General features: G+C 43.0%; 23 protein-coding genes. 20 read left to right on the top strand and 3 right to left on the bottom strand.

The window, feature by feature from the left end; genetic code table 11:
• Positions 1–14: 14 nt before the first annotated feature.
• The gene (locus ACXAH2_RS11290) at positions 15–965 is read right to left on the bottom strand and encodes a glycosyltransferase family 2 protein (protein ID WP_475078567.1); all 951 of its coding nucleotides are present in this window, start codon (positions 963–965) and stop codon (positions 15–17) included.
• A 172-nt stretch (positions 966–1,137) separates the two neighbouring features.
• On the opposite strand from ACXAH2_RS11290, the gene ACXAH2_RS11285 reads away from it, so the two are divergent.
• From ACXAH2_RS11285 to ACXAH2_RS11205, 17 genes are all read left to right on the top strand, one after another.
• Positions 1,138–2,352, top strand: a complete 1,215-nt coding sequence (locus ACXAH2_RS11285) for a glycosyltransferase family 4 protein (RefSeq protein WP_475078566.1) — start codon at positions 1,138–1,140, stop codon at positions 2,350–2,352.
• Positions 2,333–3,814, top strand: coding sequence for a lipopolysaccharide biosynthesis protein (locus tag ACXAH2_RS11280; protein WP_475078565.1), 1,482 nt, complete (start codon positions 2,333–2,335; stop codon positions 3,812–3,814). The genes ACXAH2_RS11285 and ACXAH2_RS11280 overlap by 20 nt, the downstream gene beginning before the upstream one ends.
• Positions 3,798–5,219 carry an O-antigen ligase family protein gene (locus tag ACXAH2_RS11275; protein ID WP_475078563.1) on the top strand — a complete coding sequence of 474 codons (1,422 nt, stop codon included), beginning with the start codon at positions 3,798–3,800 and terminating at the stop codon, positions 5,217–5,219. The genes ACXAH2_RS11280 and ACXAH2_RS11275 overlap by 17 nt, the downstream gene beginning before the upstream one ends.
• Positions 5,220–5,332: 113 nt before the next feature.
• Positions 5,333–6,079: an acyltransferase gene (locus ACXAH2_RS11270; RefSeq protein WP_475078562.1), complete on the top strand. Its 747-nt coding sequence runs from the start codon at positions 5,333–5,335 to the stop codon at positions 6,077–6,079.
• 5 nt (positions 6,080–6,084) lie between these two features.
• Positions 6,085–7,341: a glycosyltransferase gene (locus tag ACXAH2_RS11265; protein ID WP_475078560.1), complete on the top strand. Its 1,257-nt coding sequence runs from the start codon at positions 6,085–6,087 to the stop codon at positions 7,339–7,341.
• Entirely contained in the window at positions 7,338–9,806 is a 2,469-nt protein-coding gene (locus ACXAH2_RS11260) for a hypothetical protein (RefSeq protein WP_475078559.1), read from the top strand. Before ACXAH2_RS11265 ends, ACXAH2_RS11260 begins: the two co-directional genes overlap by 4 nt.
• Before the next feature lie 90 nt (positions 9,807–9,896).
• Positions 9,897–11,375, top strand: coding sequence for a GumC family protein (locus ACXAH2_RS11255; protein ID WP_475078558.1), 1,479 nt, complete (start codon positions 9,897–9,899; stop codon positions 11,373–11,375).
• Between the two features lie 14 nt (positions 11,376–11,389).
• The gene (locus ACXAH2_RS11250; RefSeq protein ID WP_475078556.1) at positions 11,390–12,490 is read left to right on the top strand and encodes a glycosyltransferase; all 1,101 of its coding nucleotides are present in this window, start codon (positions 11,390–11,392) and stop codon (positions 12,488–12,490) included.
• The gene (locus ACXAH2_RS11245; protein WP_475078555.1) at positions 12,481–13,635 is read left to right on the top strand and encodes a glycosyltransferase family 2 protein; all 1,155 of its coding nucleotides are present in this window, start codon (positions 12,481–12,483) and stop codon (positions 13,633–13,635) included. Before ACXAH2_RS11250 ends, ACXAH2_RS11245 begins: the two co-directional genes overlap by 10 nt.
• Before the next feature lie 3 nt (positions 13,636–13,638).
• Positions 13,639–14,304 carry a sugar transferase gene (locus tag ACXAH2_RS11240; RefSeq protein WP_475078554.1) on the top strand — a complete coding sequence of 222 codons (666 nt, stop codon included), beginning with the start codon at positions 13,639–13,641 and terminating at the stop codon, positions 14,302–14,304.
• A gap of 221 nt (positions 14,305–14,525) precedes the next feature.
• Positions 14,526–14,855, top strand: coding sequence for an STAS domain-containing protein (locus tag ACXAH2_RS11235; protein WP_475078553.1), 330 nt, complete (start codon positions 14,526–14,528; stop codon positions 14,853–14,855).
• A gap of 29 nt (positions 14,856–14,884) precedes the next feature.
• Entirely contained in the window at positions 14,885–15,691 is an 807-nt protein-coding gene (locus ACXAH2_RS11230) for an OmpA family protein (protein ID WP_475078552.1), read from the top strand.
• Position 15,692: 1 nt separating this feature from the next.
• Positions 15,693–17,810, top strand: a complete 2,118-nt coding sequence (locus ACXAH2_RS11225; protein WP_475078551.1) for a polysaccharide biosynthesis/export family protein — start codon at positions 15,693–15,695, stop codon at positions 17,808–17,810.
• Between the two features lie 11 nt (positions 17,811–17,821).
• The gene (locus ACXAH2_RS11220; RefSeq protein ID WP_475078550.1) at positions 17,822–18,529 is read left to right on the top strand and encodes a P-loop NTPase family protein; all 708 of its coding nucleotides are present in this window, start codon (positions 17,822–17,824) and stop codon (positions 18,527–18,529) included.
• Between the two features lie 4 nt (positions 18,530–18,533).
• Positions 18,534–19,931, top strand: coding sequence for a response regulator (locus ACXAH2_RS11215; protein ID WP_475078549.1), 1,398 nt, complete (start codon positions 18,534–18,536; stop codon positions 19,929–19,931).
• A 2-nt stretch (positions 19,932–19,933) separates the two neighbouring features.
• A complete protein-coding gene (locus ACXAH2_RS11210; protein ID WP_475078548.1) occupies positions 19,934–21,463 on the top strand; it encodes a SpoIIE family protein phosphatase in 1,530 nt (509 codons plus the stop codon).
• Positions 21,464–21,489: 26 nt separating this feature from the next.
• Positions 21,490–22,962, top strand: a complete 1,473-nt coding sequence (locus ACXAH2_RS11205) for a sigma-54-dependent transcriptional regulator (protein ID WP_475078546.1) — start codon at positions 21,490–21,492, stop codon at positions 22,960–22,962.
• 85 nt (positions 22,963–23,047) lie between these two features.
• Here ACXAH2_RS11205 and ACXAH2_RS11200 read toward each other — a convergent pair whose 3' ends face one another.
• On the bottom strand, positions 23,048–23,365 hold the full coding sequence (locus ACXAH2_RS11200; RefSeq protein ID WP_475078545.1) for a helix-turn-helix domain-containing protein: 318 nt from the start codon (positions 23,363–23,365) through the stop codon (positions 23,048–23,050).
• Positions 23,366–23,508: 143 nt separating this feature from the next.
• Positions 23,509–23,850 carry a zinc ribbon domain-containing protein YjdM gene (locus ACXAH2_RS11195; protein ID WP_475078543.1) on the bottom strand — a complete coding sequence of 114 codons (342 nt, stop codon included), beginning with the start codon at positions 23,848–23,850 and terminating at the stop codon, positions 23,509–23,511.
• Positions 23,851–24,008: 158 nt separating this feature from the next.
• On the opposite strand from ACXAH2_RS11195, the gene ACXAH2_RS11190 reads away from it, so the two are divergent.
• From ACXAH2_RS11190 to ACXAH2_RS11180, 3 genes are all read left to right on the top strand, one after another.
• A complete protein-coding gene (locus ACXAH2_RS11190; protein WP_475078542.1) occupies positions 24,009–25,331 on the top strand; it encodes a DASH family cryptochrome in 1,323 nt (440 codons plus the stop codon).
• Positions 25,273–26,247 (top strand): cryptochrome/photolyase family protein, encoded by a 975-nt coding sequence (locus tag ACXAH2_RS11185; RefSeq protein ID WP_475078541.1) that lies wholly within the window; start codon positions 25,273–25,275, stop codon positions 26,245–26,247. Before ACXAH2_RS11190 ends, ACXAH2_RS11185 begins: the two co-directional genes overlap by 59 nt.
• A 77-nt stretch (positions 26,248–26,324) precedes the next feature.
• Entirely contained in the window at positions 26,325–26,891 is a 567-nt protein-coding gene (locus ACXAH2_RS11180; protein WP_475078540.1) for a cryptochrome/photolyase family protein, read from the top strand.
• The last annotated feature ends 51 nt before the right edge of the window (positions 26,892–26,942 follow it).

Below are 26,942 nucleotides of genomic sequence, written 5' to 3'. Positions count from 1 at the left end.
CTCATCAAGAAGAATTATCTCAATCCATGTAACATATGAGATAAGCAGGCTTTCATATTACGCTTAGTGGGCAATCGATAACAGGCATGAAAATAAGACCATAAAGCGGGTAAATAGCCTCCCTTTTCACTTTGCAATGACTCTGCCTGTGCCAGTTTATATCGAGCAAAAGCAGGGGCAAAACAATCAGGATCCAGTCGCTCCATAGGCTCACGATAGCGCTCCAAAATATTTTTCATACTTTCAAGACGACGCTGCTGATTACGGGATATGGAGTTATTACGAACTAAATAGTCTGTGGTCGATTCATTGAGCAGGGTTAAATCACCATGACAACTTATCTTTAACCAAAGATCCCAGTCGCTCGCTGAGAATAGACTTTCATCAAAACCACCAACCGATTTCAGTACTTGAGTATTCACTAATACGGTTGAAGTACCAATTACATTTTCCGTATAAACACACGCTTTACTCGCTCCACTTAGCAACAACGCCGTGTTGGTTTGCGAAGACAGGTGTTTTGAGAACCTAGGCCAAAACTCAAAACAGAAACCTAAATCTTTGCCCTGTTCATTAAAATGACGGTAATCGGTAAAATTCAGTACGCAATTTGGATAGATTTCTAGAGCCGCCAGTTGTTTCGTTAATTTTTCAGAATACCAATAATCATCCGCATCCAAAAAGGCAACCCATTTTCCCGTTGCCTTAGCAATTGCTAAATTACGAGCGGCCGATACCCCCTTATGTTCCCCTTTTAATATTGTGACTCGCGAATCCCTATTGGCAAGATCCTCCAGCCAAACATCACTGCCATCCGTGGAACCATCATCCACAATCAAGAGTTCTAAGGAAACTGCTTGCTGCGATAGCACACTGTCGACGGCTTTAGGTAAGTAGGTCAAACAATTGTATGTCGGCATGATCACAGACACATCCGGCTCGGATTGTATGGTGTTATTTATCATTATTGTTTCCTCTCTAAAAATTTGGCATTGCCCTTGCAAAATTCAGGTTAGATCAAATTTGGCCCCTGAAATAAAGCTTAGCTGAGATCAACACTTCTTGGTAAAGCACTCAATGTGCCAACTCTATTTTTGCTATGAGTCTTTCAATGGTGACCATGCTAGGAGTCAGATAATGAAAAAAATAGCTTACCTAACCAGCGCCTTTCCGGTGTTATCGGAAACCTTTGTAGGCAACGAAATACGTGCGATACAACGCCTTCACCATGAAGTAGAACTGTTTAGTTTTGAACGTATGAAGGAGCCTGGACAAGATTTGGACAAAGCGCTGAGCGAGCAACTTATTCTTCTGGGTCAAGTGAGCTTTTTGGACACCCTGTATCCATTACTGCATTCGCCAATTGCGTTGCAATATGCAATGCAATTTGTTCAACAACAAGAAGGATTACCAAAACGTTCATTACTTTGGTATGGCGCAAAGCTCGCTTCTCAGGTGTTAAAAACTGGTTGCCAACATATTCATGCTCACTTTGGTTTGGCGAGCACAGCGACCGCCATAGTCGCGGCAAGATTAGCCAATGTAAGCGTATCTTTTACCTGTCATGGCTATGACATCTATCGGGAACCGGCCGATCTGCCTATAAAATTAAACTGTGCCGACTTTGCTGTGGCAGTCAGTAACATCATGAAAAACGATATGCTAAAAATGGCTGAAAATGCGAATGTCATTCGAGTTCGCTGTGGCGTCGATCCCAGTCAAAGCCAGCCCAGCAAAATGAGTTACAACTCCAAAAAATTGCTGTATTTAGGTCGGCTCTCTGAAACCAAAGGAGTGAATGTACTGCTGGACGCAATGGCAACTCTTGATAGCAGTGTACGTCCGAAATTGGATATTGTGGGGGATGGCCCATTACGTAAAGATCTTGAGCAACAATGCCAGCGTCTCAAACTGTCTTCATGGGTAAGCTTTTTAGGTGCCAAACCTGCTAGCTGGTTAGATCAACAGCATTCTCATTATCAATGCCTTGTGGCACCTTTTATCATTACGGCTGCAGGTGTAAAAGATACTGGCCCATTGGTTATCAAAGAAGCCATGATGTATCGTTTACCCATCATCACTACCGACATAGACGCTTGCCAAGAGATGCTCTTCGATCAGCAAGGGGAAATGCCAGAATTTGGTAAAATGGTGCCCTCAAACGACGCCTATGGTTTGTCACAGGCGATCAACCAAATTACTCACTCTTCTCCTGAAAAACTGGCAGCGATGGGCAAGCTTGGCGCCGAATTTTTAGCACAACATTTTTTGATCGATCAACAGGTCGCCATCCTGTCTCAAGCCATTGAGACTTGTCATCAGGAGACAGCGTATGCAAAGCCTGTGGTTTAGAATCAACCAGTTCGCCTCGTTACAAAAAACGAGACTCTCTTCCTCAGCACTCATTCAGCAAGGCTATTATGCTGCTGGATTGATGTTAAGCAAGGTCATAAGCTTATTTTTATTGCCTTACCTTGCCAAACAACTTGGCTTAGTAGAGTTCGCTCGTTTAGAAACACTGTTAGCAATGATTAACGGTGCCACTATTCTGGTTGGCTTAGGCATGGTCAACTTACTGTACCGTAAAGTCGGCCAATGCCCGCAACACAAACGTGATCAGCTGACGGCTGAAATTGTTGGCAGCGCTTTAAGTGTGGCACTTTTGGTGTTCGCTTTTTGTCTGCTTACGACCCCTATTATTTTGCCATTGTTAAACAACTTAGTTCGCCTTTCATTAATTGAGTTTTGGTGTTGTTGTTTTTTAATTTGTATTGAAGGCATTCTCGGCGTCTCTCTTGCTTGGTTAAGAATGCAGGATAAGGCCAAGCTGTTCTTTCAAATGATGATAAGTCGAGGGCTAATCTATGCTTTCTTAGCCAGCCTAGGTCTATTTATTGGGCTAGGATTAACTTGGATATTACTTGCCTCACTTTTGGCAGCACTCTATCAAGTCATTCATCTTTTACTCATTCAGTATCGTGCGACCAAAATCCTCTTTTCTTGGCGTGCTCTCAAATACAGCGTGTTATATGGCTGGCCCTTTGTCATCAGCGGTTTAGCTATGTACGCCACACAAGGCCTAGAAGTTGTTATTTTGGCTCAAAATGTCACACCACAAGCATTAGCCGCCTATGTCATTGCGGTCAAATTGTTCCTCCTCGCAGCACTGCTTAATCAGCCTTTTTTATTATGGTGGTATGCCAAACGCATGACGTTAATAAATACACCTGATGGTCTCAAACGAGTCGGGGCAGGCTCCGCCTTTGGCGTTCTATTAGCCATCATTTCCAGCACGATTCTCTGGTTATGGTCGCCTTGGGTCATGGCGTTATTGTTCAGTAAAGATTTAGAGCCTGTCTTATCCTATTTGCCATGGTTACTCATTGCTGGCGTCCTAAAACAGTGGGGAGCTTTATTTAATCTAGGTTGTTTCAGCAGTGAAAACAGTCGCACCCAAATGTACATAGAAATTTCCATCGGGATATTTTGCTTGATCGGTTTCCCTATTGGTATTGGCATTGCCCAAATTCATGGCGCCTTGGCGATTTTTATCTTGAGTCAAGCTTTACGCCTAGTGGCTTACTGGTTTATCAGTCAACAATTTTTGCCCGTGTCGTATCCTTATCAATACCTGATTAAGAACATATTATTTTGCAGCGGTTTGATTTTGCTAAGCGTATTTTTAAATAACACTGTTAGCGAGCCACTTAGCCTCATCTCTTTTGCAGCACGCATGGGGGCCACTCTAATCATGATTGGAACTCTCCTCTCAATGATAAAAGTATTGGGAGGCATAGATGCACATTCCCACTAAGAAGCGCTCCTTTACGATTATGTTACCGCTTGCCTTATCCTCTTTTATTGCGATGATATGGTGGCTTTCCCCCCATCCATTGCTTATTTTGCCACTGGCGTTTTTACCTATCGCGGCTTGGTTAGCATTGAATAATGCCATCTGGATTTGCTTGGGCTTTATCTTATTTTCTTTTTTTAGAATCCACGAAGCCTTTCCTGCCTTATATTCTTTTAAAATTCCTCAACTATTAGCATTAGGGTCATTGGCAGTGGCCGCATGGCATATTGTCATTACCAAAAAAATCACCCCTTTCTGGAATGGGCACCTAACCCGCTTTGCGATATTTTTCGGCTGTGTCACTCTAGGGTTATTGTTTGCCAGTAATCGTGGTGAAGCAATGGCAGCCTGGACAGGAAACTTTGTCAAGATCGGTATTATGGTATTGATCATTGCTTGGTTACCCAAATGCAAACGCGACTTTGCAATTTGCAACTGGAGTATTTTAATCACAGGTAGCATTATCGCGATAGTTGCTTTGAATAATAAAGTAAATGGCATTGGGCTAGTCGAAGGAACTCGAGTCACCATAGGGCGAGATATAGGTTCAATGCTAGGTGATCCTAATGACCTAGCGCTAGTCTTGTTATTTCCCACCAGCTTTGCCCTAGCCCTGTTGTTTTCCAATTCTCCTAAAGTATTCCCAAAGTTTATTGCCTTGTGTGGATATATCTTGATTGTCTCTGCCATCATTGCCACACAAAGTCGCGGAGGTTTATTAGGCATAATGGCGGTAACGGGTGTTTTTGCTTGGCAAAAAGTCAAAAACAAAATCTTATTAATCAGCATAGCCGTGGCAGTCGCAGGTTTGCTACTTACACTCGCGGGTATTTCTGATCGCGCTTCTGGCGGAGCGGCAGAAGAGGGTATAGATGCTTCAGCCATGGGACGTATTTATGCTTGGCAAGCGGCATGGAATATGGCGCTCAGTCACCCAATCAGTGGTGTGGGGTTAAATAACTTCTATGTCAATTACTTCTTTTATAGTCCTCATTGGGATGGTAAAAATCACGCGGTACACAGTACCTGGCTTGGGGTATTAGCTGAAACAGGCTTTGTAGGATTTATCGCTTTTTCCAGCATGGTTATTCGACTGCTGATCAATAACCTAGTACAGGTAAAAGTCATCAACCAATTAATGCGTCAGGCTAAGGATGTCAATATTATTGCTCCCGCTTATGTGGTCAGTGCACAGGCCACACTGGCTGGGGTTGTTGGTGTTATGGTGTCTGGCACTTTTCTCACCCAAGGCTTTACCTGGCCTATCTATATTCTGTTCGCCCTCAGTATGGCAGTCACAACCAAATTACAACCTATTTTGCAGAAATTAAACACGCAATCCGATACCTCTGGGCCTTCCCAATAGCAATTTGCATTTTGCGAGTGGCACGAAGTCTGCAATTACAGAACTATTCATAAGAATTTTTCAAAGTGACAAACAACACCTTTGAAGCCTTCTCAATAAAGCGAGGATTAATTATGTCCAGTTTGAAATATTGGGTTAAAACCAGCCCAACACCATTTGCCAAAGCTATTCGCACCAGTTGGCATCCTCTAAAACAACTTGAATTCCCTGTGATTCCCATACTCACAAGTACGCTTTATCGATGTCATCAGTTGGCTTATGTATTTTTTTCTAGCTTATTGCGACGTCTATATTGGACCCCCTTATTCAAAAGCCAGATAAGTGGTGGTAAAGGCCTTTACCTATATTCAGGGATGCCGCAGTTGCTCGGCGTATTATCCGTATCTGTGGGTAAGCAATGTCGTTGGTCAGGTATAAGTACCGTTTCTGGTCGTTGGAATAGCACTCGAACACCGACCTTAAAAGTTGGCGACAATGTCGATATTGGTTGGCAATCCAGCATTGCAGTGGGCAATGAAGTGATTCTAGAAAACAATGTGCGCATGGCGGGAAGGGCCTTTCTAGCGGGTTATCCGGGTCATCCAATCAATCCTCAAGAGCGCGCGCAGGGTATGCCAGATTTGGACAACCAAATAGGGAAAATTCATCTAAAAGAAAATGTCTGGTTAGGAACGGGCGTCACGGTTTTAGGCAATGTCACTATTGGCAAAAACAGCATTATTGGCGCTGGTAGCATTGTCACTCAAGACATTCCAGATAACGTCATGGCTGCAGGCGTTCCTGCCAAAATAATACGCCAATTGACAGCACAAGAGCTTAACTCAAAGCCTCAACAGCATAATGAAACCAGTGAGGAGTGATGAACATGAAGTGGATTGTATTAGGAGAAGACTGGAACAGTCACCCAAGCAGCACCCAACACCTTTTCAAACGGGTTATTCAACAAGAAGCCGTTATCTGGGTTAATTCGATTGGTTTGCGTTCTCCCAAACTTAACTTGCACGACATGAGACGAGTCTATAACAAGGGCAAGTCAATGTTGTTGAAACCCAAGGTTGAGTCAGAAAATGAGCAGGCGCCAAACCTCTCAATAGAGGCAGACTATCATCCACAGGTGGTCTCACCACGAGCACTGCCATTTCATCAACACAAATGGATACGCTATCTCAACAGTCTGTCTTTGTCACAGCAAATTCACTCTGCTGGCCAAGCTCAATACCATATACAGGCCTCTTCAAACATCATGGAATCAATCTTATCGAATAAGGTTCTTTGGCTATCGTTACCCGCAGCAGTTGATTTAGTTGGTAAATGTGATGAGCAGCTTTCGGTATATTATTGCGGCGATGACTTTAGCGCTTTGGCAGGCGTCGATAACAAAACCGTTGAGAAACTGGAAGCGGAACTGATTGAAAAATGCGATGTTATTTTTGCAGCCAGTCCAGCCTTAATGAAAAAATTTCCTGCTAACAAAACGTACCTATTAGAGCATGGTGTGGATTATTCACTATTCCAACAACCCAAGCCCGTACCAGCTAACTTTCCAACCGGTAAGGTAATGGGTTTTTATGGTCAGTTGGCTGCTTGGGTAGACATCGACTTACTTGAACGCCTCGCCGATGCCTTCCCTGACTGGACCTTAATGTTAATTGGTAAAATAGATACCGATACAAAGAGCTTGCTCAGTAAGACCAATGTCCGTTATTTACCTGCGATAGCACACGATGAATTGGCCGCCTATGCCCAACATTGGGATCTAGCTCTGCTACCTTTTAAGCATTGTCAACAAATCGAGTCCTGTAACCCCCTTAAACTCAGAGAATATTTGGCGACGGGTACTCGTATCGTTTCAACAGACTTTCCTGCAGCGCACCCTTATCAGCAGCATATTCATCTCGTAAATAAACAGAATGACTTTATCGAGACAATCAAACAGGCGACTGAGCTTGCTGAAAAGCTCACACCTGAGCAAGAAACTGCACGCAAACACGCTCAGCAATGCAGCGTTATAGAAGCCTCATGGGAGCATAAAGCAGAAGAAGTAAAATCGATTCTGCGCTTTCATTTGAATACCATTAACTTTAATAAACAGCTAAAAAAGATGCATGAGGGCGCTTCGTGAAACGCTTTCGTAGTGACTGTACAAAGTTAATCAGCGCCTTACTCATGAGTTTTATGAGCGTGTCTTTGTGGGCGGCCAGCAGCCTGGACTCAAGCGACGCTAAACAAGTTAACAGTCGTCTTAAACTAAGCTCTTCAAAGTCAAGCTGGGTCTTTGATCATGGTCTCTCGCCAGGAAATCAATTGACCATCACTGGCAAGGTGGAAGACAGTTTGGCCAGAGTACTGGTTCGCATCGATCATGCCAAAAGCCACCACTATTTTAGTCGCTTCAACCACGAACAGCTGCTCCATGCAGGCCCATTCACTTTCCATATCGATTTGGACAACCTAAAAACCGCACATAAAGACCATTTCAGTTCGCAGGACATTCGCAAATTGTATCTACGCACTCTGACTGGCAAGCTGAAGATTGATAACGTTAGTATTGTTGCTAAACCTAAGGCACCTGATGCAATCAAAGGCTGGGATTTTGGTCCAACGCTAGAAAAATCCACCGCATGGGGGTTTTATGCAGTAAACCCTCTTGCTACTTGGCAATCGATTGGTGGGGATGCTGACAACCGACCTCAACAAGCTATTTTACAAGGCCCTATTCGAGAACGAAAACGATCGTATCAAGATGAATTGCTTAATGATGGTCTAGAAGGTTTACATCATGTCATTTTGCCTTTAGACAACGGCTTATGGCGTGTCAAGTTATGGACTCAAGACGTGGGTGAGTGGGAATACCTTCCCCACCCTTTACAACGTAAAATCACCTTAAACGAACAAGTGGTACTCGACGAATCACTGACCCCAAATGAATGGCGAAAGCGCTACTATTATCAAACCTTAAACCTTAGCGAACATGATAAAAAAGCCTACCGACAAGGAAATGGAGAACCCATTCATCAAGCATTCTGGCAACAGATAGGTAGCAAAAGAGGAAGTCCTGTAGAGGCGATTGTTGACGTGAACAATGGCCAGCTAAAGATCGAACTAACCAGTCCAACTCCAGCAGGACGTTTTTTATCTGCCGTGATTGCTACGCCATGGAATCATCAAGCCGAACAACAGCTGATTGATTTTGAGCAACGCAGAGCACAAGCTTTTAAGCAACGTTGGCCAATCATTATTCAAGCAACACATTCGTTAGATAAACTGGCCGACGTCATTACTTGGGGGACAGACACACCACTCATTGCGGCTGGCGAATTGGTCACTCTGCAAGTTACCATTCCTGCTACTATGGGGAAGCTTAAAGACGTTGCTTTACCTCTTGATAATGTCTTTTGGTTCAAACAAGCCAGCATGTTGAGTCGGGTTGGTGGACAGGAAAACGCTCTCACCTTAAGAAGCTTACTTGCTTCCTTTGATCCATTCGCCCAAGCCCCATCTAAAGACGAGGTATGGATTATTGTCGGAGAGGTACATAGCGCCAAGTCAAAAACACTTTCACAGGCCACGCTCAGCTTTGAACATGGGGAAATGACCACTGCCTTTATACCACTTGACATGACTCTGAATACTGTACAACAACCAGTAGGCTTGTATTTGGATTACGCCCCACACCTGAGTTGGTTTTCATCATCAGAAGCAGAGCAACAAGCCAAACAAGATTATATTTTTTTCAAACAACTTGGCTTAACAGGAGTCGCACCAGCTTTACCCACGCCTAATAAATCGGTTGACAGTATTCAGGCATTTAAACGTGCGGTTCAACAGCCTTTATTAGCTGGCTTGCAGCCCCCCTTTCCAGCTTACACTCCGCTCAAGCGAATGCTTAATCAAACGCCATCAGATTTGCTGAATACCCTCTCCAAGCTGAGTTCATTAGAAGCGATTTTAATGTGGTCATTGGCCGATGAACCCGGTTTATTTACCGATCTGGATGACAAGCTGATGAGGCTAAATGAGACATTGGCCACTCAGCTGCCAACACTGCAACGCTATGGTCAACTCAATCAGCAACAACACGATCAATTGGCTGGAAAATTCTCACAAGTATTGGTAAACCATGGCTATGGTTTATCCGCTTCACGCTATAAAGCACTGCAAGCTCAAGGGATAGATTACTATCTTTATAATCTCAATAACCTAAGAGCAGCAGGGGGGCATTATTTATGGCGCAGTAAAGCAAAAGGCTTTTGGCAGTGGCATGCCAGAATGCCCACCGCTCATCCTTATGACCCAACCGATGGTCGTGAAGATGATGTGCAATTTATATTGCCAACCGAGTTAAATGAAAAACACCGAGTGATACGTCGTGATCTGTTAAGCCTGCGCAGTGGAATTAACGATTTACGCTGGCTAACTTGGCTTTCGCAAAATGCAAAAAAACATATTGATTTTGCAATTTTGGAACAGCAAATAGCTCAATCAATCTCCCTGGAATATGAAAAAAATTCCTTTATAAACAAAGATCTAAATAAAAATATCGAAAATATCAAACGTCTGGCACAAAGGCTGCAAAGACCTCAATAAGTTAATTTTTAATTTGAGGTCATCATGCATCTAGCAATACAAGCACGATTATATTGCCTGCTTTGCGCCGCTTGGAGGCATAGATACCTATTGGTAATACCCCCACTTATTTTACCGGTATTCGGCTTTTTATTATCCAATGCCGCTCCTAGGGTATATGACAACCATACCTCTTTTTTGATTCAAGAAAGCGCGACCTTAAACCCTTTTTTAAAAGATCTGTCCGTTGACTCACAGATACAACAAAGGATGAAGGCGCTCGACACCTTATTACACAGTCGTCATATTTTACAACGTGTCGCTGAAGAAGAGGGTCTATATCCAGAGCAAGCCAACAGTTATCAAAAGGATCAGATAATCAATCGCTTATCTAGAAATCTGAAGGTATCACTGTTCGGTTCCGATTTAATTCGGGTGTCCTATCGCAGTGATTCACCACAAGGCATGGACACTGTATTAAGAAAAGTACGGGAAGTCTTTATTGATCAATTATTAGCTCCTGAACGGAGCTCTATGACCAATTCCGAAGAGTTTTTGCTGGGTCAATTAAATAAACAGCGTGTGCACTTGGAACGCGCCGAAAAAGCCTTAGCAGACTTTAAATCCAAGCACACCATGCAACTCCCTAGCTTGTTCAACAACAATGTGACGTCGATCTCAGAATTACGCCAACTCATTGCACAAAAAGAGATTGAATTTGCTGGACAAGAAGCGGTGATGGCCAGTCTGCATACTCAGTTAATCCGTAACAACCCACTTGTGGCTCAAATCGAGAGCGACATTGTCGACTATAAACGTCAACTCAGTACATTGCTTTCTCGTTATACCCCGCAACACAGCAAGGTTGTTATCGCAAACGCCATGTTAGATCGTTTGGAGCAAGAACGTCATGACCTGATTAAACTGACCGATAACATTGATAGCATTGAGGAACTTGAACGCCTTTGGCAAGCCGCTAGAAAAAGAATTCCCTCTTCTCAAGAAGACACAGTTGCCTCCCTTAATCTGGTACAAAATGACGAAATTGAGTCCGCTAGGTTACGTTATTCCAGACTCAAGCAAGAACTCACTCAGTTGCGTAAACAGCATGATGACTTACTGATCTTGATCAACAGCAGCAGCGACATAGAACAACAGCTGCAAACCCTAAGTCGAGATTTAAAAGTGCAAGATAAGGTGTATCAAGAAACCCTAAACCGTTACGAGCGCGCTAAGGTCACAGGCGCACTTGGCGAATATGAGCAAAAAGACCGTATCAAAATAATCGATGAAGCCTATGTCCCCTCTGGGCCCAGCAATATGCCAACGCTTTTTTACGTGGTAATCGGCATTGTCGCCGGCATAGGTTTAGGCATAGGGTGCGCCATTGTTCTTGAAGTAACCAATTCGCAGTTACGTTACATCAAAAACGTCCAAGAAATTGCCAAGGTACCGGTTTTAGCTCGTATTCCTAAAATTCAAGACAACCATTACCTGCTGGATTTAGTGCAACTAAACGAACCAAGCAACAAGATTAGTAAGGTGCGCAAAGCACGCGATTATTTTTCCAGCTTAAAAAAGAATAAGTAAACAGGAGATACTGCATGAAAATTATTGAAGTGGTCCAACGTCTTGCGCCAGGTGGTATTGAAACCTTGGTGCTCGAATTACAAAAGGTTTATCAAGCGGTAGACGAGGTTATCATCATCAGTTTGGAAAACAATTCACAACAAGCCCTTAGCCATTGGCAACGTTTGGAAAAGGTGAAATGTGAACTGATTTTTCTCGATAAACAACCTGGGTTGAAACCTGGCATAGTAAAACAACTGATTGCTCTTTTTAAAAAACATCAGCCGGATGCCGTTCATACTCACCATATTGGTCCCTTATTGTATGCAGGGGTCGCAGCAAGGTATTTAAAATTGCCCGCTATTATCCATACGGAACACGATGTGTGGCATTTACAGTCAAGCCGCAAACGTCATCTGCTGCAATCTGTCTTACTTCATTACATCAAGCCTAAATTAGTGGCGGATGCTGAATATGTTAGTAAAGCACTAACGCAATTGTTTCCGACACAACCTAATCAAGTGATCTCAAATGGCATAGATACCAAGCACTTTATTCCTGGAGACGTGATTACTGCACGCAACATAATGAGTCTTCCTACCGATGTACAAATCATTGGTTGTGCCGCACGTTTAGTGGCTGGAAAAGGCCATTCTGCATTACTCGAGGCACTTGCCCAGTTACCTTGTTCAGTTCATCTGGCATTAGCCGGAAACGGCCCGCTAAAAGCGAGTCTGATGCAAGAATGTGAACAACGCAAGATATCTCAACGGGTACACTTCTTAGGCAACCTAGACGACATGGTGAACTTTTACCGTAGCCTTGATGTATTCTGTTTGGCCTCTGAGGCAGAAGGATTACCCCTTTCTCCCCTCGAAGCTCAAGCCTGCAATGTGCCTGTTGTGGTCACCAATGTAGGAGGCTGTAGTGAAGCCGTGTGCTCCGAGAGCGGATTATTGATCCCACCAAAGAACCAACAAGCGTTAACTCAAGGTTTAAGAAAAGCTCTCAGTCAACAAGACGTTCCAACAAAACACCAACCTCGTGACTTCGTCGAAAAAGCTCATTCCTTAGACAGCATGGCACATTTATACCGCCAGCTTATGAAAAATACAGGAGAACTAAAATGGCTATAACATTGTTAGTAATGATATTTAGCATTTCGGCCTTGATGATTCTTTACCATCACTTTGGCTATCCATTGCTGCTTAAGTATTGGTCAGTACCAAGTCAACACAATAAACCAGGCATAAAACCATTGCCCGTTGCAGATTATCCTTCGATTGCCTTAGTCCTACCGGTTTATAACGAAGCGGCGGCTATTGCCGAAAAAATCCGCAATCTGGCTTTTTTAGATTATCCATCGGATAAGCTTACCGTTCACCTTATTTTTGATGGCTGTACGGATTCGTCTTATGAGCTTGCTCAACAAACCCTGCAGGAAGATTTGTGCCATAAATTATCCGTACAATTGCACAATCAGGAAATTAATCGTGGAAAATTAGCACAACTCAATCAACTATTACCCCATTTGCAAGCCGATATTATTGGACTTTCAGATGTGTCGGCCCTGCTATCGATTGACGCTTTGCAAATCTGCGCGGCACATTTCACCAATCAAGACATTGGTGCTGTATGCGCTACTTACCGATTCTTATCCAATGGCCAACAGCAAGAAACCGCCTATTGGCAATATCAAACGGCCATTAAATTAAAAGAAAGCCAGTTGGGATCAACATTAGGTGCTCATGGTGCTTTTTATTTATTCCGTAAAAGCTTATTTGAATGCCTACCCAAAGACACCATTAACGACGATTTTGTCTTACCCTGCCAAATCATTAAGCAGCACAAAAGGGTGATTTATGATGACAACATGGTCGCGGTAGAAATGGAAGCCAGTGACCTTAATCAAGACTTTCAACGTCGCCTACGCATTAGTGTGGGGAATGTTCAGCAAAGTATTAGGTTAAGTGCGCTGCTACACCCTAAATACGGTGCTACCGCCTTTATGTTTTTTTCCTGTAAATGGATTCGTCCTTTTATTCCCTTGTTCTTTATCGCCGCTTTTGTCTCATCTTTTTTGATGAGTCTAGAATCGATCTGGCTGGCGCCCTTATTCTATGGCCAAGCCTTCTTGTATTTATTGGTGTTGGTACAGCAACGACTCAAATCTAACCATCCTATACTGATTAAGTTGCATTATTTGGTGACAGGTCATTTGGTTAGCTTAATTGGTACATTGAAATATTTAACTGGGGCCTATACAGGCTCATGGAGGTAAACCATGCATACTCATTCTCTTAACGTCTCTAAATCAGTCCATTTTATTCCTTTACGCGTACGCCTAGCCAAACGCATTTTTGATATTGTGATGGCCTCAAGCCTATTATTACTAACACTGCCAATCTGGCCTTTACTAATGATAGCAATAAAATGGGATTCAGCAGGACCGATTTTCTTTGTACAACAACGTATTGGACAAGCAAATGCCAGCTCTTACGGCCTTTTTAATATGATTAAGTTTCGTACCATGATTGAAAATGCTGAAGCGCAAACCGGCCCAGTATGGGCGTCTAAAAATGACCCTAGGATCACCCGCGTTGGTAATTTTATGAGAAAAACTCGCCTTGACGAGTTACCGCAGCTTTTTAATGTGCTCAAGGGAGAAATGTCTATGATAGGACCACGACCAGAGCGTTCAGGTATCATGGGCAAATTGGAACAACAAATTCCTCTATTCAATGAACGTACTTATGGCATATTACCCGGTATTACTGGCTTGGCTCAGGTCTATCAAGGCTATGATGAAAGCATTGAAGACAGTCGTAACAAGCTTGGTTATGACCTTTCCTATTCGGTTGCTATGTCAAGTCTAGGAGGATGGTTACGCATGGACATATTGATTCTATGGAAAACCATCAGTGTGGTACTACTAGGCCGCGGACAATAGTAACAAATTATCTTGCAAACCTGATTGTCCATTCATCTTAATCAGGTTTGCAATTCGCAATCTACCTTTGCAATTTGCATTTTGCAACTCCGTCAAGACAACCACTAAAAACCATTATTACAAATAAAATCCTTATAAAACAATAAATTAAAATTTATTTTTATGTTGGCTCGAAACCTGCAAACTCCTTGTTATTATCACTCAATAAGAAGGATTATCTTATGTACCACTCTCATTACACACTCAACAATTACGAAGTGTTAGAAATCAAAGGCGAGCTTGATTGTGTTGCCGTCGCAGAAAAGAAAGAACTGATTGAAAATGTTCCTTCCGTGTTCGCTAATCATATTGTTTTTGATCTTTCCCAAGTCACCTTCATTGACTCGTCAGGTATTGGAATCATTGTTTATCTGTTCAAACGACTCAGAGAACAAAACCGCGAACTGATTTTAGTTGGCTTGAATGGACAGCCCAAAGAACTGATGTCACTGCTGCGAATAGATAGAGCCATTCCAGTTAAAGACGATGCTCGCAGCTGTTTAGTCCAGTAATAGCATAGTATTGAATAGGGGGAAGACCAGTGAAAAAATTTGCCTACTACCTGATCCTTATCTGTGTTGGTATTAATGTGAGTGGTTGCCAACAAAACGTAATACCAACACCTGCTTACCCCTATGAGCCAGAGCAGACGGAGGTGAATCGTGTCGCCGATGCCTTACGCATCGCTAAGGTAAGAATCGCTCAACTCAATCAAGCGGGAGGCGCAGAATGCATTCCGGCTAGACTTTATCGTATGCAGTTGCTCGCCAGAAAAATTCAAGGAGAGCACGAAACTGGCCTCAATCTAGATGCATTACTGAATTTGCGCATTCTGGATCAACAGATTCGTAGTGCTGAAGATGGTTTGGCCTATTTACAAATCAACACAGCTTGTCAGCAAGACATACAGGATCTACGCTTAATCGCATTACAACCGCTATTGAATAAGATTAGCGAACAAACCTTTGGCTCAGGTCAAGCAGACCTTCCTGAAGGCATGCCAGTATTGTTAGACGAATTGGTAAAGTGGTTAAAAGCTCATCCCGCTTATCAAGTTTCTTTCGTCGGTCATACTGACGCTCAAGGGGATGTAATAAACAATGAGCATTTGGCTTTGGAACGCTCGGAGACTCTTGCAAACTACCTTAAAGCGGAACATGTGCCGGACTATCAAATCCTAATTAATGCACAAGGCCAATTTAATCCGATTAGCAGTAATGTAACCGAAGCCATGCGTTACAAAAACAGAAGAGTGGAAGTCAGTGCCAAACTCTTGGTGCCAAACCAGCAACTACAAAGCAAGGTAAAAGAGTGGCCATCAGTAACGGATATATGGGGAAGTAAATAGTATGCAACGGTTTAGCCTCTATATAAAATGCCAGTTAATCGCAATCAAATGGTTAACCATCCTCTGCTTATTGTACACATCTAACGTCTCTGCACAGGATCAATCATTAATCCGCCCCGGCGATATTCTAGTGATTGAATTTCTCGGTGAAGCTGGCTTTGATGAGCCTTTCCCTGTTGATCGTCAAGGTAACGTAATACTTCCTGAAGTTGGCTTAGTTACGGTATCGGGACTGACCATAGAAGACGCCCAACAATTGCTTCAGGTACAACTTTCATCACGTTATTTGAAGGCAGATCAATTACGCTTGAGCCTACTTACTCAACGTTTATTGGTAACCGTATTAGGCTATGTAAAAACACCTGGAGAAGTTGATATTCCTGGTAATGGTTCATTACAAATGGCACTAACTGCTGCGGGTGGTATTAAGCCAGGCGGACAACTGAATAAATTACAAATTCGTCGCGGTAGTCAGATCACCATAGTCGATTATAAGCAATATTTAGATTCTGGTGATGAAAGCCTTATTCCCTCTCTTGAGCCACTGGATATTATTTTCGTACCTTCTTCGCCTCTAACCGGTAATGTTGAAATTGAATTTGATGCTGCCAGTTTGCTATCTGGTGGTGACGCGGCAGAAAAAGCCCAGTCGGTGAAAATATTTGGCGAAGTCCATAAACCTGGTTCGTTTACTTATGATAAAGATCAAACCATCGTTGATATGCTAATGCGCGCAGGTGGGGTGACACGTTTTGCTAGCGTTGAGCAGATTCGTTTAATTACTGATGGAGACCCTATCTTATTTGACCTGAAGGACTATTTAGATGGCGGCAGTCAGGTAAAACTCCCTATGGTCGCCCCTGGCGCAACCCTGTTTGTACCCATGAAAGAGGAAGAAGTCAAAACGGGTAATCGCACAGTATATGTTATGGGAGAAGTATTTCGTCCCGGCGCTTATGAAATTAAGGGGGAAACCTCTTTCTTTGAAATTCTCGCCAATGCTGGTGGTCCAAGCCGTTTTGCAAGGACTCGTGAAATCCGCATTATTCGGCAAAATGGTCAAATATCAAACTTTGATCTGCAGGCTTACACAGAAGGATTATCCGTCGCAGAGGTCCCAATAGTAGGAGCAGGGGACGCAATCTTTGTACCCGAAAAAAACGATATCAACCAAACCTCTTGGTTAAAAATCACACCCGATAACGCTGTGCATATAATAGGCGCCATCACTCAACCGGGCCGATATGAATGGTCTAATGAAATGAGTTTAATGGATTTAATCGCCGAAAGTCGTGGTCCCAGCAAAGACGCCGATTTAAAACTACTTACCATAAAACGTCGTGATCAAGATCCCATACGCTATGATTTGGCCGCCTATTTAAACGGCGAAAACCGTCAACCTCTGCCCCAATTACAGGGTGGTGACAGTATTATTATACCTCGGGTGGCAGAATTACCCTCGGGTAATAAAGCCGTTTGGACACGACAAACCGGTGCTGAGTCTGTGTTTGTATTAGGCCAGGTCGGTGTACCAGGAAGGTATCATTTTACCAATCAACAAAGCTTCTTAGATGTATTAGCAGCAGCCAATGGACCTAGTGAGCAGGCAGACCTTAGAGCTGTACGAGTGATTCATCGTAACGCGAAAAAAGTACAGCTCACAGAGGTAGATTTAGCACTGTATTTTGAAACCGGTGATGAAACCTTACTGCCCACCTTACAAGCTGGTGATACCATTTTTGTTCCTGGTAAAGAGCTAATTGATTATCACCGTCAGGCATCCCGCTCAGTGCGAGTAATGGGATCGCTTAATAGTCCGGGGCATTACCGATTTAACGATGATATGAATTTACTCGACCTTTTGGCTCGTGCGGGAGGGCCAACTGATTCGGCTAACATTCAAGACATCCAGATACTTCATCAGGGGTGCTGTGAACCTACTACAACTCACTTCAACTTAGAGGAATACTTAGAGAATCCGGAAGGTAAATTGTTACCTATCGTGCGCTCAGGAGACACAGTGTATTTACCATCCAACGAGAATGGAACATGGTCAAAAGCCATGTCTTTAGTCAGAGATTTCCTCAGTATTGCAACCTTATTGTTGTTAATTATATAGAAGGAATAACAATGAATACGTTACCCATCAATTATGTTGAACTTGAGTCTATTTACCAAACTTTAGAGAAACAGAATTACCGCTGCGTAAGCCTTAGTGGTGCCCATGACCTATGCGGCACCTCTATGCTGGCTTATTCTTTAACGAAACGATATCAAGCCAATGGCTACAAGGTACTCTTGATTGACCTTAACCTTCACCACCCAAGCTTAGATAAACGCTTGGGGTTGAATCGGCAAAACTGGCAAGTCGGCCAAAACAATACCTCAGCCATCTATGCGCCCTCAGAGAAGGGAACACATTTTCTCACTGCGCCTTCCTGTAACGTGGCCTCTTCCAGTTTTAGAGATCCACTTGCTATTCAACAATCCCTTAATGAATGGTTAAGCCAGTACGATAGAGTCATTTTCGATACTTCACCTATCAGTACCAATAATTTTCGAGATATTCCAACCAATTTAATCTGTGCTGCTGCCGACGCATCCATTCTCATGATTAAAAGTGAATTTACCTCTCAGGCCATACTACAAGAATGTTGCGATAAGTACGCTCAGGCCAATGCCAACCTTATTGGCGTGGTAATGAATGATATGGACTTTCCTTCTCTAGCAAACGAGATGCTCCGCGAAACAGAACGTATTCCAGATTGTTTACATTGGCTTAAGAATGTCTTGCAGCGGTTTATTCGCCAATCAGATTTTCTTAATTTTAGGGTGTAATAGCATGCTAACGTTCAAGCAAGCACTTTGGTTACAACTGTTAATTATAGAGGTCATACTGGGTGGCCTCTTATCTTTGGTGACACTTAACAGCACCTTAATTGCCGTCATTTGGCTCGCCCCTATTGTATTTACCTCGATTGTCTTCACCCTAGCGCAAAAACAAGAAGATCATGAAAAACAGCAAGCCGCCACGGCCGAAAAGCTCTTACAAGACAATTTAACCAACACATCGATCACCCCATCATCCGTCGAAGAACAATCGGCAGAAAAACTGAATAGCTTATATTTAAAAGCGTTAGAACAGATTCCTGAAGGTGTATTGGTTTACCAAAAAGACACTTTGCGCTTTGCTAACCCCACTGCCATGGCCATGCTAAAAGTAAATCACCTAGAAGAACTGAAAATTGAGCATTTTTTTCCAAGTGACTTACAGAAGCAACTGTTGCATTGCAGACAAACTGGCGACCCTTTTATCTCTGCTCTCTATAACATTATCGATAACCAGCTTGCCGTAAAACAGGTAAGAATTAGAGTCAGTACAGAGCAAGAATTTTGCTTTATATTCGTAGAACATCTGCTTGTATCTAAGCCAACTAGTGCGATCACCACGACCAATAAAAAAAGCCTATCAGGCTGTGCCATTTTGCTTGTAGAAGACAGTCAAGCAAACCAACTTCTGATGAAAAATCAGCTTGAGCAACAAAAGGTTGAAGTAGACTGCGCTAATGATGGTGAACAAGGGCTAAAATTTGCTAGGCAAAAAGCCTATGATCTCATTTTAATGGATTTACAAATGCCTATCATGGACGGTATTAGTGCCGCTAAACACATTAGAAATTTGCCGCAACATGCTACAACACCCATAGTGGCGATGTCTGGTACCCGCAATAAAGAAACTGACGCTAATATAGAGGAGGCAGGGATCAATGGATTCATTCAAAAACCGCTTTCCTACAATGAACTTATCAAGCATTTAAACCATTTTTTAACGCAGACCAATGCGCACTCATCATCCTCGACCGATCTGGAGAAGCCTCCTTCACCTCAGCCTCTCTTTAATCAAGCTGTCTTAACACAAATGCAAACGGATATTGGCACACAACGAACGAATGACATGACCCAAATAGCCTTAGCAGAAATAGAAAAGAGTTTAACCTCCCTGTCAAAAGAGTTTGAATACGCTCCCCTTATGGATATGAAACGTTGCGCCCACACCATCAAAAGTACCTCTGCAAGTTTTGGTCTTATGTCTCTTTCTCATCTTTGCCATCAAATTGAGTTAGCATGCCGCGATGATAAAAAGGCCGATACTAGCGCACTTATTCAGGAAGCCAGAGACGTTTTCACGCCCAGTAAGCAACTATTAATGTCATACCTGACGAACACGAAACAGGATTAATCATGTTGACACCTAAAGCGATGCATTTTCAATATTCTGACGACCTGCCCAGAAGAATACGACAAGGGTTACAGAATATTTTATTTCACACCCCGTTAAACGAATCGGACCGTAACAAAGTATTATTAGCCGTTACAGAAATAGCAAGTAACTACATAAGACACAGCGAGATCAAACCCACCCAGATTAAGCTGAATATGAGTTGGGACAAAAGCGCTTTCCAACTGGATATTGAGGACAATGGCAGTCCTATTCCCACTGATTTTGAAATTTCCGATTTAGACGACCTATTACTAGAGGAACCCAACAGCAGTGGCTATGGCATGGCCATTCTCAAATCTGAATTTGATGTTTGTGAATACTTACGCTCGCCAGACAATAACAACACTTGGCAATTGAGTTTGTCCATACCACAGGTCAGCCGACGTTATAAAATTGCAATCATTGACGATGATGCCTTACAACTCAATATGTTAAGTATGTATCTTGAGGATCATACAATTTTTGCTTTTGCTTCCCCTATGATGGCTTTCGACTGGCTTAAACACCATCAGGTAGACATTATAATATCGGATGTTTATATGCCAGAAATGGACGGTTTGACCTTTCGTGAACGTCTAAGAGACATTCCACATCTTAATACCACGCCTTTCATATTTCTAACTGCAGATGACAAAGAAACATTAGAAAGCAATATTTTTCGCAGTAACATTGATGATTTCATTTTAAAACCCGTACAAAAAGCCAAAATTCTCAATGTCATTGAACGGGTTATAGAGCGTAGCCATAATCTGTTAAAACAGGTTTATACCCTATTAGATGAAGAGGTAAAGAAACAACTTCGTAAACCTCTGGAAAATCACCAAGAAAATAGCCACTACAGTATCACCAGTTTTTCTCGCAGTGCCGAGGTGGGGGGCGGTGATTGTTGGCATATTGAAAATAAACAGTCTCCAGCGAGCTTATTTTTTATTCTCTGCGATGTGATGGGACATGATATTAAAGCCTGTTTTAACGCTTCACGGTTACACGGTTTTATTCAAGCCATGTCCAGCACCTCTTTATGCCAATTAGATGCGCAGAGCTATTCAAGCCAACTCTTTACTGCCTGCAATACATGGTTAAATAAATTAGCCCCTGAAATTATCAGCACTATGCAATGCCTTTGCCTAGAGCAGGATCAAGTCTACTTTACTAATTCAGCTGGGTTGCCTCCTTTTATTATTTCACGAGAAGGCAATTTAGCTTCTTTACCGATTACCGGACCTTTACTAGGCTTATACAGTGATCCGGATTTCAAACCAACAAAGGTGAGAATGGAAACAGGAGAAGCCATATTGTTATTTACCGATGGATTATTAGAAATAGCCAATAATCCAGCAGCTGAACGCCATCGATTGGCAGGCTTAAATGACCAAATTCAATATGCTAAAAAGAATCATCAAGCACTGAGTAAAGTACTGGATACCTTTCTACAAGATATTTCGTTTGATGATGACATCAGCATGATCCTAATAGAAAAGATTGCCTAATCGGAATGTATGAGCAGAGGATAAAAATGAAGAACACGGACGCCTCCATATTAATTATCGAAGACAGCCCAACACTATCGGAGCTTTATACGAGTTATTTACAAAACCAAGCCTATAAGCTAACCGCAATAGATAACGGTAAAGCAGCATTGCAGAGTATTTTGCAAAACGCCTACGACATTGTGCTATTGGATCTACAGTTACCCGATATGAATGGCATTGAAATCCTTAAAACCATTCATCATCACAAACTGCCCTGTTCTGTCATTATCATTACGTCTCACGGCTCAGTCGAGTCGGTGGTAGAAACCATGAACTATGGCGCGGTCGACTATTTAGAAAAACCCTTTAATGCCAATCGACTTTTAACCACAGTACAAAATACCCTCAAAAATACGCAGCTCAAAAAGCAATTACAAACCTTAAGAGACAATTTCGAACGCAGTAAATTTGTTGGCTTTATAGGGCAATCTACAGCGATGCAAAGGGTTTACAACATAATTGAAAGCGCAGCGCCAAGCAAAGCTACTGTGTTTGTTACCGGGGAAAGTGGAACCGGTAAAGAGGTCTGTGCAGAAGCAATACACAAGCTTAGTCCAAGAAAAGAGCAACCTTTCGTCGCACTCAACTGTGGTGCTATTCCAAAAGATTTAATGGAAAGTGAAATATTTGGCCACATCAAAGGTGCCTTTACAGGCGCAGTGACACCTCGCCAAGGGGCGGCAGAACGCGCCAATAAGGGCACACTGTTTCTGGATGAAATTTGTGAAATGGACCTTGATTTACAGGTAAAATTATTACGCTTTATTCAAACTGGCACCTACCAAAAAGTTGGCAGCAGCGAACTTCAAAAAGTCGATGTACGTTTTGTCTGTGCCACCAACCGAGATCCGCTAGAAGAAGTGAAAGCAGGGCGTTTTCGAGAAGACCTTTATTATCGTTTGCATGTGATCCCCATTCGTTTACCAGCGTTAAGAGATAGAGAAGCGGACATTATCATGCTGGCACGACACTTTCTAAAAACTTATGCGAAAGAGGAAAGCAAAGCCTTTACGCAATTCACAGCCAAAACGGAAGTCGTACTCAATAGCTTTCATTGGCCGGGCAACATTCGCCAGCTGCAAAATGTGATTCGAAATATCATAGTATTAAATGAGGGTAATACTGTAGACACAGACATGTTGCCGCCGCCTCTCAACGACTTGACACAGAATATTAAGATGCGCTCTATGCCTCCTTTGCCAGTCGCAGAGCCTGAATTAGTGACAACCACTTCACCCATACCGACTCAGGAAGATCCTCCTTCCGTTCACCAAACCACACCCTCTACTGAATCTATCACCAATGGACATATTCAGCCCTTATGGATAACTGAGAAAAGTGTCATTGAACGTGCTATTGCTTTATGTAATGGCAATATTCCACAAGCCGCAGCACAATTGGAAGTCAGTCCCTCAACGATTTATCGCAAGAAACAACAGTGGGACAGTATGGAGTAAGACGCAGCAAACTAAAATAATCCGATGCAAAAGAAAATTGGTTTAAACTTGCTTTATTATTAACACTGGTTGTTAGTATATCGCTTTATTGACTTTGCCCACTTCCGACAAATAAATAACACGCCAACATAGGATCCACCGGTGCCAAACTGGTTTTGACTCCAAAGGGTTCAAATACTTTATTAATGATACTCTGTGCTGGACTGCCTTTGTCTTGCTCAATGTCAGTCAAAGTACGACGACTTACCCCTACTGACGCAGCAAATTCCGTCTGATTCATTTGCATAAAGTGTTTACGTAAATACTTCAATAACTGGCCCTGACTTAGCTCACCAAGCATGTGTTGACGTATCAGGTCGATGAGTAAACTTTGTTGTTCTTGTGGTGTGAGTGGCTTCATCATCTCTTACCCCATTTGCGCAGTATTATGCTCAAATATAAATAAGAAACGAAAAAATGGGAATTTTTTTGCTCAACTATTCATTCGATAAATAATAATGAGCATATATATGCTCATTATTATTCCTGAGAGCCAGAAGTATCGATTTAGGCGGAAGCTTTTTTTACGAACTGAGACTTCAACATCATGTCGCCCGCCCCATCTACTTTACAATCAATGTCATGATCACCATCTAATAGGCGTTTGATGGTCGCTTTGGTACCAATTTTCAGTACTTGTGAGGAGCCTTTAACTTTTAAGTCTTTTGCCAAGGTCACTTTATCGCCTTCGTGCAGTTGTTTGCCTGTGGCATCTTTAATGATCAAAGCGTCTTCGTCTATTTCCACTTCATGCGGATTCCATTCATAAGCACATTCAGGACAGATCAACATAGCTTGATCTTCATACACGTATTCAGAATGACATTTTGGGCAATTTGGCAGACTCATATTCGCTAAAACCTTTACTTAAATCCTATTAGAAAGGGCGAATTATAACCCTAAACTCCATAAGCTTTTACTCTTGTAAAAACTCTTTTTTCTTGCCCCCAAGAATCCAAATAATCACCTGTTGCGTAAATTTTTTGATACTTGAAAGGAGATGGACAATGAAAATGGGCTTAGTGTGGTTTGACAAGGATTTACGCTGCGCAGATCAAAGAATGTTGTGGCGTGCTGCGCAAGAAATGGATCAATTGGTTTGTCTGTATTGCGATGCACCTGAACACAAACGCCCCACACGTTATGCTACACAAGGCATGTCTAAATTACGCCGTACCTTTTTATTACAAGGCTTAGACAATCTAGCTCAAGAATTGGATGCCCTTGGACAAATACTCTACGTTAGCCAACTCAATGCCGTAAACAGTTTAACCTTGATACTCAATGAACTGCCCATTTCCCACGTTTTTTTAAATCATTGCGGCGGTTGGAATGAACAAACCAGCGTACGCCAGCTAACAAAGGCTTTTTCAGATGTGCATTTTCATATTCATCATGGTCAAACACTGTTCGAACCATGGCAATTTCCTTTCTCTCTTGGCGATCTACCCTCTACTTTTTCAACGTTCCGGCGCATCGTTGAAACCATTGACATTGCCGAGCCCATACCGAAAGTACCAGAATTACCTCCCCCTGTTGCTTTCTCTTTGGCTCACATCGTCCCTTGGCAAACTCAACAGGATGAATCATCGCAAGGGCCTTTTGTTGGCGGTGAAGAGTCTGCTAAGCAACAACTAACCGACTACTTCTCCACAGATTTGCCTAAGCATTATAAAGCAGTCCGTAATGCCCTATCAGGTTGGGAAAACTCCACCAAGTTTTCCGCTTGGTTAGCACAAGGCAGCCTTTCTCCTAGACAAATACTAGCGTCATTACGTCAATACGAAGCTGACCGAGACGCCAATGAATCCACCTACTGGATTTTCTTTGAACTTATATGGCGCGAATATTTCCATTGGTACGCCGCTTGCCACGGCAAACATTTGTTTATGCCCAATGGCGTGACAAAACAGGCGCCTACCTTGTCATATTATCCTGAGCGCTTTCGTAAATGGTGCCAAGGCAATACGCCATACCCAATAGTCAATGCCTGCATGAAGCAACTCAATCAAACCGGCTTCATGAGTAATCGCGGTCGTCAATTGGCTGCCAGCTGTTTGATTTATGAATTGGGCGTGGACTGGCGTTATGGTGCGGCCTATTTTGAACAACAGCTTATTGATTATGATGTGGGCTCAAACTGGGGAAACTGGCAGTACATTGCAGGAGTAGGGGCCGACCCTCGCGGCGGTCGTCATTTTAACCTCGACAAACAAACTGAACAGTACGATCCTGATGGTGTGTTCATTCGTCAATGGCAAGGCGATAAGTTTGACCGCCAGTTGGATTCTGTCGACGCGGCAGATTGGCCTATCTACCCAACACCTTAGTCACCGTCTTATGAGCAAATTTCACACCCTTCGTTTGATATTGGGCGATCAACTCAACGCCAACCATTCTTGGTTTAAACAAACCGACTCTGGTGTGTTGTATCTCATTGCCGAATTGCACTCTGAAGCCAACTATGTGAAACATCACATCCAAAAGGTAACGGCATTCTTTTTAGCCATGCAAGGCTTTGCAGACGCTTTACAGCAAGCCGGTCATCAAGTTTGCCATCTCACTTTGGACGATACAAAAGGGCTCAGCCTAACCGAACTACTAACACAACAAGCAGAGAAAATCGGTGCGCAGACCATTCAGCTCCAAAGACCGGATGAATACCGCTTACTCAATCAGTTAGAAAGCTTTCAAAGCACCACGACACTTAACATTGAATGGTTTGATACTGAGCATTTTTTGCTGCCTTTTGAAGACATTCCCAAGCATTTCAAAGCCAAACACAGTGTGCGTATGGAACACTTCTATCGCAAAATGCGCCAGCGCTTTGATGTATTAATGACGGCAGAAGGGCAACCAGAAGGTGGTAAATGGAATTATGACGCCAACAATCGCAACAAGCTTAAAAAACAGGACCTAGCCGACATACCACAACCATTGTGTTTCCAACATCCGGTTGATGAGATTGTTGCGCGCCTCCACCAGCACCAGGTTCCTTGCTTTGGACAAATTGGTTCGCACCTTAGTTGGCCTGTCACACGTCGTGAAGCGCATCAATTATTGGACTACTTTTGTCAGCACCTGTTAGCCAATTTTGGTCGTTTTCAAGACGCCATGACAGACCAATCCGAACACGCCTGGAGTCTGTATCACTCGCGACTGTCTTTTGCGCTCAACAGTAAATTGATTCACCCCATGACCGTCATACAAGCCGCTGTCGCCCAATTTCGCCAAGACCCTCAATAGACCTAGCGCAAATTGAAGGCTTTGTTAGACAGATTCTGGGGTGGCGTGAGTATGTACGCGGCATGTACTGGATCAACATGCCGGACTATCGCCAACAAAATGCCCTCGCAGCTCAGCGAGACTTACCTGAGTATTTTTGGACAGGGGAGACCAAGATGAATTGTTTATCACAAGCCATTCATCAGTCCCTCGAATTTGCCTACGCGCATCACATCCAACGCCTAATGGTGACGGGCAATTTTTGCCTGCTCACGGGCATTGAGCCCCAGCAAGTAGACGATTGGTATTTGGGCATTTATATCGATGCCATCGAATGGGTGGAATTACCAAACACTCGGGGCATGAGTCAATTTGCTGACGGTGGCTGGATCGCTTCCAAACCTTACGCCGCCAGTGGCAGTTACATCAACAAAATGAGTGACTATTGCTCATCTTGCCATTACAAGGTGAAAGAAAAAACAGGGTCACAAGCTTGTCCTCTAAACAGCCTATATTGGCGTTTTATGGTCAAACATCGAGACTGGCTGAGTAACAACCCGCGCATTGGTATGATCTATGGAAATTGGGATAAACAAACCGCCGATCAGCGCCAAGCCGTCTTAGACAGAGCGGATTGGTGTTTGCAAAATATTGCACAACTATGACGTGCTAATTGCGCAATTTTGTCCAATACTTCGCCTGCTAAAAAGGCTAAG

This window comes from Marinomonas sp. ABL3_031 (assembly GCF_056161265.1).
Note: the sequence above shows the minus strand (reverse complement) of the source record. Positions and strands in the feature narration are given on the sequence as shown.